Origin of the sequence: Bradyrhizobium sp. RP6 (genome assembly GCF_003837805.1) — a bacterium.
In the GTDB taxonomy this organism is placed as follows: Bacteria; Pseudomonadota; Alphaproteobacteria; order Rhizobiales; family Xanthobacteraceae; genus Bradyrhizobium.
Window position 1 is genome coordinate 708,100 of record NZ_RQIT01000001.1, and the last position, 17,526, is coordinate 725,625.

The window sequence follows — 17,526 nt, forward strand, 5'->3', positions numbered from 1 at the left end:
TTGCTTAAGCTCTTGGCGTGGCCGCGCGAATTTGGCAGAAGGACCGCTGATTTCCCTGCAGGATTTTCGTAATGACAGAACCGGTGGCAGCTGAGGCTGGACGCGATTTCATTCGTGACATCATTCAGGCCGACCTCGATCAGGGCAAGTACAAGGAGATCGTGACCCGGTTCCCGCCGGAGCCGAACGGCTATTTGCATATCGGCCACGCCAAGTCGATCGCACTCAACTTCGGCATCGCCCAGGAGTTTCCGGGCCGCTGCCATCTGCGCTTCGACGATACCAACCCGGTCAAGGAAGAGCAGGAATATATCGATTCCATCCAGGCCGACGTGCGCTGGCTCGGCTTCGAATGGGGCAAGAACCTGTTCTTCGCCTCGGACTATTTCGACCGCCTGTATGAATGGGCGGAGCAGCTGATCCGCGACGGGCTCGCCTATGTCGACGACCAGACCCAGGAGGAGATCCGCCTCTCGCGCGGCACGCTGACCGAGCCCGGCAAGAACTCGCCGTTCCGCGACCGCAGCGTGGACGAGAACCTCGACCTGTTCCGCCGCATGAAGGCCGGCGAATTCCCGAACGGCGCGCGCGTGCTGCGGGCCAAGATCGACATGGCCGCGGGCAACATCAACCTGCGTGACCCCGTGCTGTACCGCATCCTGCATGCGCATCATCCGCGCACCGGCACGAAGTGGAGCATCTATCCGAGCTACGATTACGCGCATGGCCAGTCGGACGCGATCGAGGGCATCACGCATTCGATCTGCACGCTGGAGTTCGAGGACCACCGGCCGCTCTATGACTGGTTCATCGAGAAGCTGCCGGTGCCGTCGAAACCGCACCAGTACGAATTCGCGCGGCTGAACCTGACCTACACGCTGCTGTCCAAGCGCGTGCTGACCCAGCTCGTCCGCGACGGCCATGTCGCGGGCTGGGACGATCCGCGGATGCCGACCATGGCGGGCATGCGTCGCCGCGGCGTGCCGCCGGCGGCGTTGCGCGAATTCGTCAAGCGCATCGGCGTTGCGAAAGCCAACAGCGTGGTTGACGTCGGCATGCTCGAATTCTGCATCCGCGAGGAGCTGAACCGCACGGCGCAGCGACGTATGGCGGTCTTGAAGCCGCTCAAGGTCGTGATCGAGAACTATCCGGAAGGGCAGACCGAGGAGCTCGAGGCGATCAACCATCCCGACGACGCTAGCGCCGGCACGCGCAAGATCACGTTCGGCCGCGAGCTCTATATCGAGCAGGACGACTTCATGGAGAACCCGCCGAAGAAGTTCTTCCGCCTGTCGCCGGGCAGCGAGGTGCGGCTGCGCTACGCCTATTTCGTCAAGTGCACCGGCGTGATCAAGAACGACAAGGGCGAGGTGGTGGAGCTGCGCTGCACCTACGATCCCGCGACCAGGGGCGGCAACGCGCCCGACGGCCGCAAGGTCAAGGCGACCATGCACTGGCTGCCGGCGGCGGCCTCGAAGCCGGCGGAGATCCGCATCTACAACCAGCTGTTCGCCAATCCGAGTCCGGATGCCTCGAACTTTGCGGCCGATCTCAATCCGAATTCGCTGGAGATCCTCTCCGAGGCGCGGGTCGAGGCTTCCGTTGCGGAGAGCAATTCGACCGAGCCGATGCAGTTCGAGCGCCAGGGCTACTTCGTCCGCGACAAGGATTCGACCCTGGGCAAGCCGGTGTTCTCGCGCACCATCGGCCTCCGCGACACGTTCGCGAAGGAAGTCGCGAAAGGTTGAGGCAGACATGAGCACCGAAGCCGACGCCATCGTTTCCGCCGTCATCGCGAAATGGTGCGCCGGCTTTGCCAAGCTCGACGCGGCCGCGCTGTCGTCGCTCTATGCGAAGGATGCGTTCTTCTTCGGCTCCAATCCGAAACTCTATCGGGGCAGGGGCGGCGTCGCTGACTATTTCAATGGGTTGCCGCGCTGGCGCGAACCCAGCGCGACCTTCTCCGAGGTGAACGCTGTGCAGGCCAGCCCCGATCTGATCAACATGGCCGCGATCATCGCGTTCGATCTCGCCGGGGAGCGCCCCGATCTCGTCGTCAAGATGAGCTGGGTCCTCATCCGCGAGGACGGCGAGTGGAAGATCGTCAATCATCACGCTTCGTCGCAGGCGCCGCTGATCTGACGCGCCTGAGCATGATCCGGAAAAGTGCGCAGCGGTTTTCCGAAAAGACCATGCTTGAACAGCAACCAAAAGCGGATGACGATTCATCCTAATCGCATCGCGCTTTAGCCGCACACAGCATCGTCATCGGGCGGCGGAAACGAACGTGGGACTGGTGCGTTGGCTGGGATCCAAACAAGGATCCCGCCATGCAGAACATCGCAGAGCATATGGAAGTGATCGGCGCCGACGGCGTCCATGTCGGCACCGTCGACCGTGTCGAGGGCAACCGCATCAAGCTGACCAAGAAGGACAGCGGCGAGGGCAGCCACAAGGGGCACCATCATTTCATCGACAAAGGCCTCGTTGCCGACGTCGAAGGCAACAAGGTCCGGCTCTCGGCCAAGGCCTCGGTCGCGGTGACGATGGAAGAGGAAAAGTAGTGCGCTCCGCCGCCTGTTCCTGATTTGTGCCGCTATTCGCGCAGTCGCGCGTTCCGGTAGCCTCCATTCCCGTCGCGTATCGTAAGGTGCAGGGGAATGGCGGAGCCGGGCCGGCCAGTGCGCTCCCAGGGAGTTGCGGGGACGTGGCCGGTCGGCCGCGCCGAACCGGCGGGCGGCTTTGCGTCGGCGGGCTTTGGTGTCTGGCCGCCAATCGTCGAAACGCTGCGCGAATGGACTCGCGCCGAGGCCGGCGCCGGGAGGTTGTTGCCTTGGGTGCCCGTCGCTTTCGGCACGGGCATCGCGCTGTATTTCGCCGCCGATCACGAGCCGGTGCTGTGGGTCGTTGTCGCAACGGCTGTCGCGCTCATGCTGGGTGCGGTCCTGCTGCGCCGGCGCCGGCTGTTTGCTCCCATGATCATGATCGCGGCGGTCGCGGCCGGTTTTGCCGTTGCGACCTGGAAGACGGCGCGCATCGCCCATGCCGTGCTGGCCAAGCCGCTCTATTCGGTGTCGCTGTCGGGGTTCGTGGAGGCGCGCGACATCCGTGAGCGTACCGATCGCTTCGTGCTGCGCGTCAGCGCGATGGAGGCGCAGCGCAGCGACGTCAAGCTCGAGCGTGTCCGCCTCTCGGTGCGCAAGGGCTCGGCACCGGAGGTCGGCAGCTTCGTGCAATTGAAGGCGCGGCTGCTGCCGCCGATCTCGCCGGTGCGCCCCGGCAGCTACGATTTCTCGCGGGACATGTTCTTCCAGGGCATTGGCGCCTCCGGCTTCGTGATGGGCGCGATCACGGCCGCGCCGCCGCCGGATGCCGTCGGCTTGCGGCTGCGCTACGCGGCTTTCATGCAGGGCCTGCGCGATGCGATCGATGCCCGCATCCGTGCGACGCTCGAAGGCGACAATCGCGCGATCGCGACCGCGCTGCTGACGGGGCGGCGCGACGCGATTACCGCGCCCGTCAACGACGCGATGTTCGTCTCCGGGCTCGGCCATGTGCTGTCGATCTCCGGCTATCACATGGCGGTCGTCGCCGGTGTCGTGTTCTTCGCTGTTCGCGCGCTCCTCGCGCTGATCCCGGGGCTGGCGGCCGGCTTCGCCATCAAGAAGTGGTCGGCAGCCGCGGCGCTTGTTGCGGCTGCGTTCTATCTGCTGCTGTCCGGCGCGGAGGTCGCGACGCAAAGATCGTTCTTCATGACGGCGGTGGTATTGATCGCCGTGATGGTGGACCGCCGCGCCATCACGTTCCGGACGCTGGCGGTGGCCGCGCTGATCGTGCTCGCAGTCGCGCCCGAGGCGCTGGTTCATCCGAGTTTTCAGATGTCCTTTGCGGCAACGCTCGGGCTGGTGGCGCTGGTGCAGATCGGCATGCCGAACCTGCTCGCATCGCCCGATCATTCCACAACGGCGCGGATCGCGTTGTGGGGCGGCCGCGAGATCGCGATGCTGTTCCTGGCCTCGTTGATCGCGGGGCTTGCGACCACGCCCTATGCCGCCTTCCACTTCCACCGCGTGACGCCGTACGGCGTGCTCGCCAATCTCGGCGCGATGCCGATGGTCTCGGCGCTGGTGATGCCGGCGGGGCTGTTGGGGTTGCTCGCAGCCCCGTTCGGACTCGACGGCGTGTTCTGGTGGCTGATGGGAATCGGCATCGACTGGATGGTCGCGGTCTCGCGCTGGGTAGCGGCACTGCCGGGAGCGGTCGGCCGCATTCCCGCGTTCGGGATCGCGCCGCTGATCGTGGCGAGCCTCGGGATCATCGTGATGGGGCTGCTGCGCACGCCCCTGCGCTGGTCCGGTGCCCTGGTGCTGCTGGCAGCGATCCTCTGGGGGCTGTCGGTGCGGCAACCCGATATCCTGATTGCCGGGGATGGCGCGAGTGTCGCCGCGCGGGGCAGGGACGGGCAGCTGCATGTGATCCGTGCGAGCAAGGATGGCTTCCTGCTGAGGGAATGGTTAGCTGCCGATGCCGATGCGCGCGATGCCGGCAACGCCTCGCTGGCCAACGGTGTGTCGTGTGACGAGTCCGGCTGCGTGACGCCGCTCGCGGACGGTCGGCTGGTCGCGTTGGCGCTCCGCATCGACGCACTGGCCGACGATTGCAGCCGCGCCGCGCTGGTGGTGACGGCGCTGCCCGCGCCGCCTGATTGTGCGGCGATGGTTGTCGATCGGCCGCGGCTCGCCAGTCAGGGCGCGCTGGCTCTGACGCAGAGCGGTGACGGCTTCTCGGTTCAGGCAGTGAGGGCGAGAGGCACAAGCCGCCCCTGGCTGCCGGCCGGCGCCGGCGAGGGCGATTTCGACGGCAGCCTTGCGCCGAAGACGGCCGTGCCCCGCAACCGGGACGCGACGCCATCGGAGACGGACTTGCGGGCGGACGATTGAGGAGCGATGCGGGGGAGGTCGATCGGACGGGATCCGCAGGACGCAAACCATACCATCTCGCCGGCCTCGGCCGGCGATGGCATTTCATTCCTGGCCCACGACCATCGGCCGGGGGCGACGACGTCAGCCGATCGGCAGGCGCGTGATCGTGGACCGCGTGTCGGCAGCGATCTGCGGCTTGTGCTCGCGTTCGGCAACCGGCTGGGTCACCGGCAGTTGCAGCACGGTCGCGCGCTGGCCTTCGACGAGCTGTGTCACCAGCACGTATTTGCCGTCGGGGAATTCGATCGCGTCATGATGGCGATCGGGAATGTGCGGATCGATCTTGCCGAACTTGCCGACGCGGGAATTGACGGTACGCGTCCAGATCCAGCGATTGTCGTAACGGACGTTGTCGGCGAACGCGAGCTCCGTTCCCGGCAGCAGGCAGACCGCAACCGAGAGATCGGCTTCGGAGGCGAAGCCGCGCGTCGAGGTGCCGCGGAACGTTGTTGTGACGATCGTCTCGCCGACTTCGGCGGGGCGTGTCGCGACGGCATGCAGGCTGTAGTCACACATCGGGTGCTCCTCATGCGAAGATAGCGACCCGCACCTCCTTTGGAGGCGCAGGCCTCTATCAGGGTGGAAGCACGCAACGCTCTGCTCTGTTGTAGGCAAATCTGCGGCTGCGTCCGCAAGCCGCGATCACATTATCTTTCCCGGATTCGATAGGAACAAAGACGATGCATGCGTGTTCGGAAGGCGCGTGCGTCAGCGCCCCGCGGCTGCCAACCAACGTGAATTGCCGGCTCGATTGCAGAGGCTGTGCGATTGCATTTCGCACTTGCGGCTCGCTGGCCCAATTCCGTTCGCATTTGGCGGTGCGATTGTGTGGCAACGGCTTGCGGCGCGCTGGTGTTGCGGTCAGCGCTGGCGCATGACGTTTCCTCGAACTCCCGGGCCGCGAAGCGATGCTGCTGCGCGCGGCGTGTCGAGGATGTCGCGCCGGAGGAGGGGGCCGGATAGTCTGAGCAGAACCGGAAAGACCATCCAGCCGGAGCGGAGAATGACCCGCTCCAATCAGTGTAACGAGCGCAGGACCGCTCAGTACTTCCGGTACAGCCCGATCAGCTTGCCCTGAATCTTCACGCGGTTCGGCGGAAGAATGCGGACTTCGTAGGCGGCGTTGGCGGGCTCGAGCGCGATTGAGGCGCCGCGGCGGCGGAAGCGCTTGAGCGTGGCCTCCTCGTCGTCGATCAGCGCCACCACGATGTCGCCGGTGTCGGCGCTCTCGTTGCGCTGGATCAGCGCCATGTCGCCGTCGAGGATGCCGGCCTCGACCATCGAATCGCCGCGCACTTCGAGTGCGTAGTGCTCGCCCGAGCCGAGCATGTCAGGCGGCACGCTGATGGTGTGACTGCGCGTCTGCAACGCCTCGATCGGCGTGCCGGCCGCGATGCGGCCCATCACGGGCACCGCGACGGGACGCTCGCCCTCGTCCACAGGCGGGCTGGAGGTCGCGCGCACCTTGCCGAGATTGCCCTCGATGACGCTCGGCGTGAAGCCGCGGCGGCTGCCGGCGGCGGCCTGCAGCTCGGGCAGCTTAATGACCTCGATGGCACGGGCGCGGTTGGGCAGGCGGCGGATGAAGCCGCGCTCCTCGAGCGCAGTGATCAGGCGATGGATGCCTGACTTCGAGCGCAGATCGAGCGCATCCTTCATCTCGTCGAAGGACGGCGGCACGCCGCTCTCCTTCAGACGTTCACTGATGAACCGCAGAAGCTCGTATTGTTTGCGCGTCAACATCTCGACCAAAGTCCCCCGGTTGATGTCGTTCAATTCGAGACGAGGAAGCCGGGCGATAAACCGCTACATCCTCGAAACAAATCATGAACGGACACTATATGTTCGATATGTGTTCCGCAACTGCTTAATTTACGGTGAACAGAGCGAAGCTCGCGCGATGCGTGTGGCCGTGCAGCTCAGGCGGGCAGGCGCAGCACCTCGCAAGGCGTGCCGGCCTCGGCCCTCGGCGCGAACGGTGCGCGCACGAGAAGTACCTGTGCTGCAGCCAGATTCGCAAGCAGAGAGGAGTCCTGATGGCCCACGGGAAGAGCGACGAGCGTACCGTCGTCACGCTGTTCCAGGCGCGCACGCAGATAATCCTCGCGCTGGTCGTTGGCACCGAGATCGCGGCCCAGCACGGCGAGCTCGCGGCGATGATGAATCACTGATCGGCCCGACAGGGCGCGAATCAGCGGCACCATGAACAGGAAGGCGCACACATAAGAGGATACGGGATTGCCGGGCAGGCCGATCACGCGCATTGCGCCGAGTCGTCCGTGCATCATCGGCTTGCCGGGCCGAATCGCGATCTTCCAGAAGGCCATCGAGATGCCTTCGTCCTTGAGCGCCTGCTGGACCAGATCGTGGTCGCCGACCGACGCGCCACCGGTCGTGATCAGGATGTCGGCACCGCTCTCCCGGGCGCGACGGATGCCGGCGGAAGTGGCCTCCAAGGTATCGGCGGCAACGCCGAGGTCGATGGTCTCGGCGCCCTCGCTGCGGGCGAGCGCGTGTAGGGCATAGCCGTTGGAATAGACGATCTGGCCGTGACCCGGCGTGGTGCCCGGCATCACCAATTCGTCGCCGGTGGCGAGGATCGCGACCCTTGGACGGCGGCAGACGGCAAGATGCGGGTGGTTCATCCCGGCGGCCAGCGCGAGATCGCGCTCCGTGAGACGGCTTCCCTTGCGGAGCAGCACATCTCCCTCGCGGAAGTCGATGCCGGCGGGGCGGATGTGCCGACCGGGAATCGCCGCTTCCTTGATCGTGATGAGCTTGCCTTCCGCGACGGTGTCCTCCTGGATCACGACCGCATCGGCGCCGTCGGGAACGACGCCCCCGGTGAAGATCCGCACGGCTTCGCCGGGCCCAACCCTTCCCGCGAACGGTCGACCCGCCGCGACCTCGCCGGCGACCGCGAGCCTGGAGTCGACCGTTGCCGCATCGGCGGCGCGCACGGCATAGCCGTCCATCGCCGACATCGCCTGCGGCGGCTGCGTGCGCCGCGCCGCGACGTCGCGGGCGAGCACGCGATGGTAGGCCTCATCGAGGGAAGCCATCTCTTCAGGCAGCGGCTCTGCACCCGCCAGCACCGCGGCAAGCGCGTCAGAAACGGGCATGAGGGCCACGGGCGGAAACTCCTGCAAATGGATGGCGAGAGTTCTAGCCGAGTGCAGGCGCGAGGCAAAGCAGCACGCAGGATGATTTATCCGGCGCGATTTCCGTCGTGGAGCAGGGAGCTCAAGTCCGCCGCGGCATGATCCGGAAGGCGAGACAGACCGGTACGAGGATAGCCATGGCGAGGACGAGAATGACGAGCGCCACCGCCAACATCGGTCAACGTTCTGCCGGATCGCTTGGACCGACGTCCAGTGCGATGTCGGGAGCTCTGGGATCCTGATCCTTGTCGGGCAGCGGATCGGCCATGGACTTCAGGTCGGCCGCCTTGCTGATCAGCTTGGCGGAAAGATCAGAATCCGAGGTGGTTCTGGCGAATTCAAGCAGGAGAGAGGCTTGCTTGGTGAGATAGGTTTTGCCGAGCACGTCGATCCGTCCGATGTAGAAATCCCAACCGACTCATGAGTCCGAAGGGTGGTATTCCGTTCCCGGAACTCCGTACAAAAATGCACAGAGGCGTTGGGTTCCTCATCTTCAGCAAATTGAGTTCCGGAACCGAGGGGCTCGGCGGACCTCTCGCGCCACCCGGTTGTCGTCAGATGCCAAGCGCCCTCAATGCGTTCCCGACGTCGCCAGGCGACGTCACGTGCACGGCGTTCAAACCTCGCGCCCGCGCGCCCTCGATGTTCTCGGCGAGGTCGTCGAAGAACACGATACGACCGGCCGGCACTCCGATCGCGGCGACGACGTGGTCGAACGCCTCCGCATCCGGTTTGCGCAGGCCGATGCTGGACGACAGATACAGCTCGCGGAAATGGCCGAGCACGCCGGCATACTCCTTCGAGAAATAGTCCACATGCGGCCGATTGGTGTTGGAGAAGGCGTAGAGCGGCATCTGCTTCGCCGCGCGCGGCAACAGCTCGGTGATATCTGGCATCTCGCCGGCGAAGATCGCGTTCCAGCCTTCCAGGAACTGCGCATCCGAAATGCCGATTCCGAGTGAAGCACGCAGCGAATCGAAATAGTCCTCGTCGCTGATCTTGCCCATCTCGTGCAGCCGGTAGGCCTCGTCACGCACATAGCGCGCGACGATGGCCTCGGGCTGACAGCCGGCATGTCCCGCCCAGCAGGCGATCGCCTTGGAGAAGTCGATGTCGAGCACCACGCGCCCGAGATCGAACAGAAGCGCATCCGCGCTGCCGGGAAAGAGCGATGTCATTGCGTCCTTTTCACTTCAGTATCGGCAAGTCAGTAGCGATAGGGCTCGTGGTCGAACAGCGGGAACGCGCTGAACACGCTGGGCGCATTGGTGGCGGTCGCCGGATGCAGGCAGGATTTGTCGACCTCGGCGAACGAGGTGGCGCCCAGGAGGCCAAGGCAGCGCAGCACCTCGTCCTCCAGCAGCTCCAGCATCCGTGTGACTCCGGCCTCGCCTGCAGCCGCCAGCGCCCAGCATTGCAGCCTGCCGATGCCGACGAGGTCTGCACCCGCCGCGATCGCCTTGACGATATCGGTGCCGCGGCCGAAGCCGCCGTCGAGCATGATCTTGGCGCGGCCCTTCACGGCATCGACAATCTCGGGCAGCACGTGCATGGCGCCGCGGCCGTGGTCGAGCTGGCGGCCGCCATGGTTGGAGACGTAGATCCACTCGACGCCGTGATCGAGCGCGATCAGCGCATCTTCTGCCGTGGCAATGCCCTTGAGGATCAGCGGTATTTTGAACTTGTCCTTGATCATCTTCACGGTCCGCCACTCCAGGCCCTTCTGGAAATCGCCGCCGGTGGCGCGCAGGCGGCTCTCGCGAACGTAGCGCTTGGCGATGTCGCGCTCACGACGGCTGTAATGGGCGGTGTCGACGGTCAGGCAGAAAGCGGCATAGGCGTTCTTCTCGGCCCGGCTGACGACATCGGCGACGAAGGCGTCGTCGCCGCGGACATAGAGCTGATAGAGCCGCAGCGCATCGGGCGCGGCTTCGGCGGTCTTCTCGAGGCCAGGCTCGGAGACCGAGCTCAGCATGTGCGCGGCACCGAAAGTACCGGCGGCGCGTGCCACGCTTGCCGCCCCATCCGGATCGAAGATCTCGAGGGCGCCGACCGGGGCGAGCACCACCGGCAGGCGCATCCTGCGGCCGAATTGATCGACCCCTGCGTCGACCTTGCGGACATCGCGCAGCACGCGCGGGCGGAAGGCGATCTCGTCCAGCGCCATCCGGTTGCGGCGCATGGTGGTCTCGGTCTCGGCCGCGCCGACGATGTAGTCCCAGGCGTTCTGGTTCAGGTTGGCGCGCGCTTTCCGGATGAACTCGTGCAGGTTCTGGAACGGCTCGTTGCTGGCGCCGAGCTCGACGTTCCTTTCAGGCCGGATGCGGGGCGCTTCGTTCATTGTTGTCCTCCCGAGAATTTGAACTCTTATCGTCATCGCCTATCGCGTCCGGCCCTCCAAAACCATCCTAAAATCGCATAGCTGCGAGGCGTGGGCGGCCCGACCGGTTTGCGCTTCGCGCGAAACAGTTTCGGAACGTTGCCAAAAGTTTAGGCCAAGGCGAAGGGATTTCTTCGTATACCCGCCAGCGTGGCATCCCGGCCTTGAAGAAACCGGAATGGTATTGTGAGAAGTGGGCTGGATCGCCATTTCCAGGGCGCTCCCAACCCCAAGAGAACCGCCAAGCAAAAGGCTACCTCATCCATGCGGAAAACCCTGCTGTTCCCCCTCGGCGCGCTCACCGGAGCGTGTCTGACCCTTCTGGTAGCCGGCCCGCACAGCGGCGTATGGGCGGCACGGGCAGCAGCGACCGCGGACGATGCCTACTCCCAGCTCAATTTGTTCGGCGCGGTGTTCGAGCGGGTCAAGGCCAGCTATGTCGAGAAGCCCGACAACGCCAAGCTGATCGAGGGCGCGATCACCGGCATGGTGACCTCACTCGATCCGCACTCGCGCTACATGAACGCCAAGGCCTGGACCGAGATGCAGGAGACCACCTCCGGCGAGTTCGGCGGGCTCGGCATCGAGGTCACCATGGAGGATGGCCTCGTCAAGGTGGTCTCGCCGATCGACGACACGCCGGCCTCGAAGGCCGGCATCATGTCGGGCGACCTCATCAGCAAGATCGACGGCGAGGCCGTGCAGGGGATGACGCTCGAACAGGCCGTCAACAAGATGAAGGGTCCCGTCGATACCAAGACCAAGCTTACCATCGTGCGCAAGGGCGCCGATGCGCCGCTCGACGTTTCGATCACGCGCGAAATCATCCATGTGCGTCCGGTGCGCTTCCACATCGAGAACGGCGACATCGGCTATATCCGCGTCACCTCCTTCAACGAGCAGACCACCGACGGCCTGAAGAAGGCGATCGCGTCGATCTCCAAGCAGGTCCCGGCGGAGAAGCTCGCAGGTTACGTGATGGATCTGCGCAACAATCCGGGCGGACTGCTCGATCAGGCCGTGTCGGTGTCGAGCGCCTTCCTGCAGCGCGGCGAGGTCGTCTCGACACGCGGCCGCAATCCGGACGAGACTCAGCGTTTCACCGCGCATGGCGGCGACCTCACCAAGGGCAAACCGCTCGTGGTCCTGATCAATGGCGGATCGGCCTCGGCCTCGGAAATCGTGGCCGGCGCGCTGCACGACCACAAGCGGGCGACGCTGATCGGCACGCGCTCGTTCGGCAAGGGCTCGGTGCAGACCATCATTCCGCTCGGCTCCGGCAACGGCGCGCTGGCGCTGACCACGGCGCGCTACTACACGCCGTCGGGCCGCTCGATCCAGGCTCAGGGCATCGCGCCCGACATCGAGATCCTCCAGGACGTGCCGCCCGAGCTGAAGGGCCGGATGGACACCATGGCGGAATCCCAGATGCGCGGCCATCTGTCGGCTTCCGACGGCACCGAGCAGACCGGATCGCAGTCCTATGTCCCGCCGGAAGAGAAGGACGACAAGGCCCTGCATGCGGCCTACGATTTCCTCCACGGCGTGACCGCGAATGCCGTCGCCTCGAAGCCCGCGTCGAAGGCTGCGGTTCCGAACTAGACCTTACGATCTCCAGGTATGAATCGCCCGGGGGTGGATGACCGCTCCCGGGTGAATGTTTTTTAGGAACGCCCTCGGAGTCATCCCCTCCATCGCGGCGGAAGCCCTAACCGGCCTCGCGGCGACGCCTCTCGTTGCCTTCGCGCCGGGCGAGCCGGCTGCGATGCAGTGCAAACAGCTCCGGCATCTTGTCGGCCGGCCTGGCGGCACTGAACAGATAACCCTGCATCTCGGAACAGCCGAGCGCGCGAAGCAGGCGCTGCTGCTCCTCGGTCTCGACGCCCTCGGCCGTGGTGGTCATGCGGCGGGAGGCCGCCAGATTGACGACGGCCTGAACGATGCTGGCGGAGCCGTCGGGGCGGGCGATGTCGTCGACGAAACAGCGGTCGATCTTGATCTTGTCGAAGGGGAAACGGTGCAGATAGCTCAGGGATGAGTAGCCGGTGCCGAAATCGTCGAGCGCGATGCGCACGCCGATGGCGCGGAGCTGGTGCAGGATCGCAAGCGCGGCATCGTCGTCGCGGATCAGGACCGCCTCGGTGATCTCGAGCTCGAGCCGGCTCGCCGGCAGGTTCGACGCGGCGAGCGCCGCCATGATCTTCAGCGCCAGCGTGCCGCTCTTGAACTGCACCGGCGAGACGTTGACCGCGAGGCGGATGTCGTCGGGCCAGGCGGCTGCGTCCCGGCAGGCGGTGGCCAGCACCCATTCGCCGATCTCGTTGATGAGGCCGGTGTCTTCGGCGATCGGGATGAACTCGGCCGGCGAGACCATGCCGCGCTCGGGATGGCGCCAGCGCACCAATGCCTCGCAGCCGGTGATGCGGTCGTCCTTCAGGCTAAGGCAAGGCTGGTAATAGACCTCGAGCCCTCCTTCGAAACCGCCTTGGGCGATGGCGTGGCGCAGGTCGCTCTCGAGCTGGCGACGCTCGCGGACCCTGGCGTCCATCTCCGGCTCGAAGAAGCGGTAGGTGCGGCGTCCGGCGGATTTCGCCGCGTACATCGCCATGTCCGCGTTCTTGAGGATCTGGTCCAGCACCGTGCCGTGTTCCGGTGCGAGCGCGATGCCGATGCTGGCATCGGTGGTGAGATGATGGCCCATGCAATCGAACGGCGTGCGGATGGCTTCGAAGACCCGCGCGACGAGCTTATTGACCTGGTCCGGCGACGTCACCGCGCTCTGTACGATGGCGAATTCGTCGCCGCCAAGTCGCGCCACGAAGTCCGCCGGGCCTGCACAGCGCTGGAGGCTCGCCGCTACCGACTTCAGCAGCTCGTCGCCGACGAGATGGCCGAGCGCGTCGTTGACGCCCTTGAACTCGTCGATGTCGATGTAATGCACCGCGATCTGTTTGCCGTCGCGGACCGCTGCCAGCGCTTCGCGCAGATGGTCGTGGAACATGGTGCGGTTGGGCAGATCCGTCAGCGCATCGTAATGGGCGAGGTGGGTGATGCGCTCCTCGATGCGACGGCGCTCCGTGATGTCCTCATGGGTCGCGACCCAGCCGCCATCCGCGAGCGGTTCGTTGAGGATGTGGATCGAGCGCCCGTCGGAGGTATCGACCACCATGGAATTGCGCACATGGATGTCCTTCAGCACGAGCCCGACGTAAGCGTCGACGTCGCCGGTGAACGAGCCGGTTGCCTTGCGGTGGGTGATGATGTCGTGGAAGCTGGAGCCGGGCTTCACGACCTCGGCCGACAATCCGTACATCTCGATGTAGCGCTGGTTGCAGACCACGAGGCGCTGCTCGGCGTCGAACAGCAAGAGGCCCTGCGTCATGTTGTTGACGGCGCGGTCGAGCCGCTGCTTCTCCAGAGTCAGCCGTTCCCGGGAAAGGCGGTGCTGCTCCAGCAGCTTGCGCACGATCGCTATCAGCACGCCTGCGATGGCGAGCGCGGAAGAGACGGCGATCGAGATCAGAATGCCGATCTGCTCGCGCCAGTCCGCCAGAGCCGCCGCGCGCGTCGTGGTGGCCATCATCAGGATCGGGAAGTGGGGCAGGGCACGGGAGGAGATCAGCCGGTCCTCGCCGTCGACGGGGCTGTTGAAGCGGCCGGCGAAATGATCGAGCCCGAACACCCTCTGATTGGCGAACGAGCCGATCTTGAAATTACGTCCCATCAATTCGCTGGAATGGGGGTAACGGGCGAGCAGCGTGCCGTCGCGATGCAGCATCGAGATCGTCGCGCCTTCGCCGAGCACGACGGAGGCGAAGAATTTCTCGAAGTTGGCGGGCTCGATCCCGCGTCCGACGACACCGAGGAACTCGCCGCTTGGTGCGACGATCCTCCGGGCCACCAGAATGGTCCATGCGCCGGAGATGCGGCTGTGCAGCGGCTCGATCAGGACGTCAGGTGAATAGGGATCGTATTTGAAGGTGCGGAAGTAGGCGCGATCGGCAACGTTCACCTTTGGAGCCGGCCATGCCGTCGACGAGTTGATCAGATTGCCTTCGGCATCGATGATGTTGACGCCGCCCATGTAGGGCAGCGCCTCGATCTTCGATCGCAGCATCCGGTGGACATCCTCGCCTGAGAGGTGCTTGCGGTATTCCCTGCCGGTCGTGATTCCGGCGGTGCGGACATGGTCGACGAAATCCTTCTGGATGACCGCGAAATCCTGCAATTGCTGATCGAAATGATGCGCGAGCAGCAGGACGGTATTTTCCAGCTCGCGGCCGGAGTTGCGCAGCGCCCGCTCACGGAAGTTCTGCGCCATCAGGACCGAGCCGATGGCGATGGCCACGATCAGCAGCGTGCCGCCCATCACCAGCCAGCGGACCGGTCCGCCGCGCACGAATGCCTGTTCAAAGAGGCGACTGCCGAATTTCGTCATCATGCTGGATCATTGCCGGGCACACCTCAGGATCAATGCTTGGCCCTGGAAACACCCGTTGGTTTACGGGAACGGTGTGGAGGCAAAGTTAGGAAGCGCGGTTAACGCAACATGAAGGGCGGCGCACAAATGCAATCGAAGCGCGCCGCGCGAGAGGCGGTTCGCCGAATCAAGCGCGTGTCAGGCGCGGTAGTGGCCGGACTTGCCGCCGAGCTTCTCGATCAGGTGGATGCCTTCGATGCGCACGCCGCGCTCGACCGCCTTGATCATGTCGTAGATGGTGAGGCAGGTGACCGAGACCGCCGTGAGGGCCTCCATCTCGACGCCGGTCGGGCCCGTCACCTTCACGCTGGCCCGAACGAGGCAGCCCGGCAAGTTCGCGTCAGGCTCGATGTCGACCGTCACCTTCGACAGCGCGAGCGGATGGCAGAGCGGGATCAGCTCCGATGTGCGCTTGGCGGCCATGATGCCGGCGATGCGCGCGGTGCCGAGCACGTCGCCCTTCTTGGCGTTGCCGGACACGATCAGGTCGAGCGTCGCTTTGGTCATGATGACGCGGCCTTCCGCGACAGCAAGCCGCTCGGTCGCGGGCTTGTCCGAGACGTCGACCATCCGCGCCTCGCCGGAAGCTCCGATATGGGTGAGGGCGGAGCCGGTCTTGGATTTGGCCGGCTTCGTCTTGGCCGGCTTCGTCTTGGCTGGCTTGGTCTTGGCTGGCTTGCGCGCCATATCAGCGCGCGCCTGTCGTGTTGCGCGCGAGCAGCGCGCGCGTCGCCGCAGTGACGTCGGCCTGTCGCATCAGGCTTTCGCCGACGAGGAACGTCGATATGCCGGCGCGCTCGAGCCGGGCGAGATCTTCTGGCGTGAAGATGCCGCTCTCGCCGACCATCAGCCGGTCCCGAGGGATCAGCGGCGCCAGCGCGTCGCTGGTCGCAAGCGTCGTCTCGAAGGTGCGCAGGTTGCGGTTGTTGACACCGATCATCGGCGACCGCAGCTTCAGCGCCCGTTCGAGCTCGGCGCGGTCATGGATCTCGATCAGCACGTCCATGCCGTAGGCGATGGCAGCGTCTTCGATATCCCTCGCGGCGGCATCATCGAGCGCCGCCATGATGATCAGGATGCAGTCGGCGCCGTGCGCGCGCGCCTCGATCACCTGATACGTGTCGAACATGAAATCCTTGCGCAGCACCGGCCGCGACACTGCCGCGCGCGCCGCCACCAGGAAGTCGAGATGACCCTGGAACGAGGGCGTGTCCGTCAGCACCGACAGACAGGCCGCACCGCCCGCCTCATAGGCTTTTGCGAGGGCCGGCGGGTCGAAATCGGCGCGGATGAGACCCTTGGAGGGCGAGGCCTTCTTGATCTCGGCGATCAGCGCGTAGTCGCCATTGGCAAGCTTGCTCTTGATCGCACGCAGGAAACCACGGGGCGCGGAAGCGGCCTTGGCTTGCGCCTCCACCGCCGACAACGGCTGCGCCCGCTTTGCCGCCGCGATCTCCTCGCGCTTATAGGTTTCGATCTTGGTCAGAATGTCGGACATGCGCAATTCAGCTGTTGGAGACCGTGACCAGGTGCTTCAGCTTCGCGTTGGCCGCGCCGCTGTCGATAGAGCGGGCGCCGATCGCGACGCCTTCCTTGAGGTCCTTGGCGCGGCCGGCCACGACCAGCGCGGCGGCGGCGTTGATCAGCGCCACGTCACGATAGGGACTCGGCTTGCCGTCGAGCACGCTTTGCAGCGCGATCGCATTGGCGTCGGCGTCGCCGCCCCGGAGCGCACCGGCCTCGCAAAGCGACAGTCCGGCCTCCTCGGGCGTCACCTCGAAATTCCGGATCTCGCCATTGTGGAGCGCGGAGACGAAGGTCGGGCCGGTGAGGGTGATCTCGTCGAGGCCGTCGGAGCCGTGCACGACCCATGCGGATTCCGAGCCGAGGTTCTTCAGCACCTGCGCGAGCGGCTGGACCCATTGCCTCGAGAACACGCCGACCATCTGCCGCTTCACGCCGGCCGGGTTGGACAGGGGGCCGAGCAGGTTGAAGATCGTGCGCGTGGCAAGCTCGACTCGGGTCGGGCCGACGTTCTTCATGGCGGGATGGTGGGCGGGGGCGAACATGAAGCCGATGCCGCATTCGCGCACGCAGCGCCCGACCTGCTCCGGCTTCAGGTCGATCTTCACCCCGAGCGAGGCCAGCACGTCGGCGGCGCCCGAGCGCGACGACAGTGCGCGGTTGCCGTGCTTGGCGACCGGCACACCGGCGCCCGAGACGATGAAGGACGCGCAGGTCGAGACGTTGACCGAGCCGGAGCCGTCGCCGCCGGTGCCGACGATGTCCACGGCGTCGGGCGGCGCGGTCACGGTCAGCATCTTCGAGCGCATCGCGGAAACGGCGCCAGTGATCTCGTCCACGGTCTCACCGCGCACGCGCAGCGCCATCAACAGTCCGCCCATCTGCGAGGGCGTCGCCTCGCCCGACATCATGGCGTCGAAGGCGGAAGCGGCTTCATCACGCGACAGGCTGGCGCCGGTCGCCACTTTTCCAATGATCGATTTCAGGTCGTCCATCGCG

15 protein-coding genes are annotated in these 17,526 nt (G+C 65.4%); 5 read left to right on the forward strand and 10 right to left on the reverse strand.

Annotation, left to right across the window (positions count from 1 at the left end):
* The first annotated feature begins 71 nt into the window (after positions 1-71).
* The 4 genes from EHH60_RS03780 to EHH60_RS03795 all read left to right on the forward strand — a co-directional run bounded on the left by EHH60_RS03780 (position 72) and on the right by EHH60_RS03795 (position 4,940).
* Positions 72-1,748, forward strand: coding sequence for a glutamine--tRNA ligase/YqeY domain fusion protein (locus EHH60_RS03780; protein WP_124158117.1), 1,677 nt, complete (start codon positions 72-74; stop codon positions 1,746-1,748).
* Positions 1,749-1,755: 7 nt separating this feature from the next.
* Positions 1,756-2,142 carry a YybH family protein gene (locus tag EHH60_RS03785; protein WP_124158118.1) on the forward strand — a complete coding sequence of 129 codons (387 nt, stop codon included), beginning with the start codon at positions 1,756-1,758 and terminating at the stop codon, positions 2,140-2,142.
* 188 nt (positions 2,143-2,330) lie between these two features.
* Positions 2,331-2,564 (forward strand): DUF2171 domain-containing protein, encoded by a 234-nt coding sequence (locus tag EHH60_RS03790; RefSeq protein ID WP_024341296.1) that lies wholly within the window; start codon positions 2,331-2,333, stop codon positions 2,562-2,564.
* Positions 2,565-2,660: 96 nt separating this feature from the next.
* The gene (locus tag EHH60_RS03795; RefSeq protein WP_124158119.1) at positions 2,661-4,940 is read left to right on the forward strand and encodes a ComEC/Rec2 family competence protein; all 2,280 of its coding nucleotides are present in this window, start codon (positions 2,661-2,663) and stop codon (positions 4,938-4,940) included.
* A 123-nt stretch (positions 4,941-5,063) separates the two neighbouring features.
* Here the strand turns inward: EHH60_RS03795 and EHH60_RS37385 are convergent, their stop codons facing one another.
* From EHH60_RS37385 to EHH60_RS03825, 6 genes are all read right to left on the reverse strand, one after another.
* Positions 5,064-5,498 carry a hypothetical protein gene (locus EHH60_RS37385; RefSeq protein ID WP_199751275.1) on the reverse strand — a complete coding sequence of 145 codons (435 nt, stop codon included), beginning with the start codon at positions 5,496-5,498 and terminating at the stop codon, positions 5,064-5,066.
* Positions 5,499-6,023: 525 nt separating this feature from the next.
* Positions 6,024-6,725 carry a transcriptional repressor LexA gene (gene lexA, locus EHH60_RS03805; protein ID WP_028177622.1) on the reverse strand — a complete coding sequence of 234 codons (702 nt, stop codon included), beginning with the start codon at positions 6,723-6,725 and terminating at the stop codon, positions 6,024-6,026.
* 176 nt (positions 6,726-6,901) lie between these two features.
* Positions 6,902-8,113: a molybdopterin molybdotransferase MoeA gene (locus EHH60_RS03810; protein WP_124158120.1), complete on the reverse strand. Its 1,212-nt coding sequence runs from the start codon at positions 8,111-8,113 to the stop codon at positions 6,902-6,904.
* Between the two features lie 208 nt (positions 8,114-8,321).
* Entirely contained in the window at positions 8,322-8,528 is a 207-nt protein-coding gene (locus EHH60_RS03815; protein WP_124158121.1) for a hypothetical protein, read from the reverse strand.
* Positions 8,529-8,697: 169 nt separating this feature from the next.
* A complete protein-coding gene (locus EHH60_RS03820) occupies positions 8,698-9,321 on the reverse strand; it encodes an HAD-IA family hydrolase (protein WP_124158122.1) in 624 nt (207 codons plus the stop codon).
* A 29-nt stretch (positions 9,322-9,350) separates the two neighbouring features.
* Complete coding sequence (locus EHH60_RS03825; RefSeq protein WP_124158123.1) at positions 9,351-10,484, reverse strand: alpha-hydroxy acid oxidase; 1,134 nt, start codon at positions 10,482-10,484, stop codon at positions 9,351-9,353.
* Between the two features lie 303 nt (positions 10,485-10,787).
* Here EHH60_RS03825 and EHH60_RS03830 point away from each other — a divergent pair, with 303 nt between their 5' ends.
* On the forward strand, positions 10,788-12,125 hold the full coding sequence (locus EHH60_RS03830; protein ID WP_124158124.1) for a S41 family peptidase: 1,338 nt from the start codon (positions 10,788-10,790) through the stop codon (positions 12,123-12,125).
* Between the two features lie 106 nt (positions 12,126-12,231).
* On the opposite strand, the gene EHH60_RS03835 is transcribed toward EHH60_RS03830, so the two are convergent.
* From EHH60_RS03835 to trpD, 4 genes are all read right to left on the reverse strand, one after another.
* The gene (locus EHH60_RS03835) at positions 12,232-14,964 is read right to left on the reverse strand and encodes a bifunctional diguanylate cyclase/phosphodiesterase (RefSeq protein WP_124158125.1); all 2,733 of its coding nucleotides are present in this window, start codon (positions 14,962-14,964) and stop codon (positions 12,232-12,234) included.
* A 177-nt stretch (positions 14,965-15,141) separates the two neighbouring features.
* Positions 15,142-15,690: a cyclic pyranopterin monophosphate synthase MoaC gene (gene moaC / locus EHH60_RS03840; protein WP_124158126.1), complete on the reverse strand. Its 549-nt coding sequence runs from the start codon at positions 15,688-15,690 to the stop codon at positions 15,142-15,144.
* A gap of 1 nt (position 15,691) precedes the next feature.
* Positions 15,692-16,501, reverse strand: coding sequence for an indole-3-glycerol phosphate synthase TrpC (gene trpC / locus EHH60_RS03845; protein WP_124158127.1), 810 nt, complete (start codon positions 16,499-16,501; stop codon positions 15,692-15,694).
* A gap of 7 nt (positions 16,502-16,508) precedes the next feature.
* On the reverse strand, positions 16,509-17,522 hold the full coding sequence (gene trpD / locus EHH60_RS03850; RefSeq protein WP_124158128.1) for an anthranilate phosphoribosyltransferase: 1,014 nt from the start codon (positions 17,520-17,522) through the stop codon (positions 16,509-16,511).
* Positions 17,523-17,526 lie beyond the last annotated feature (4 nt).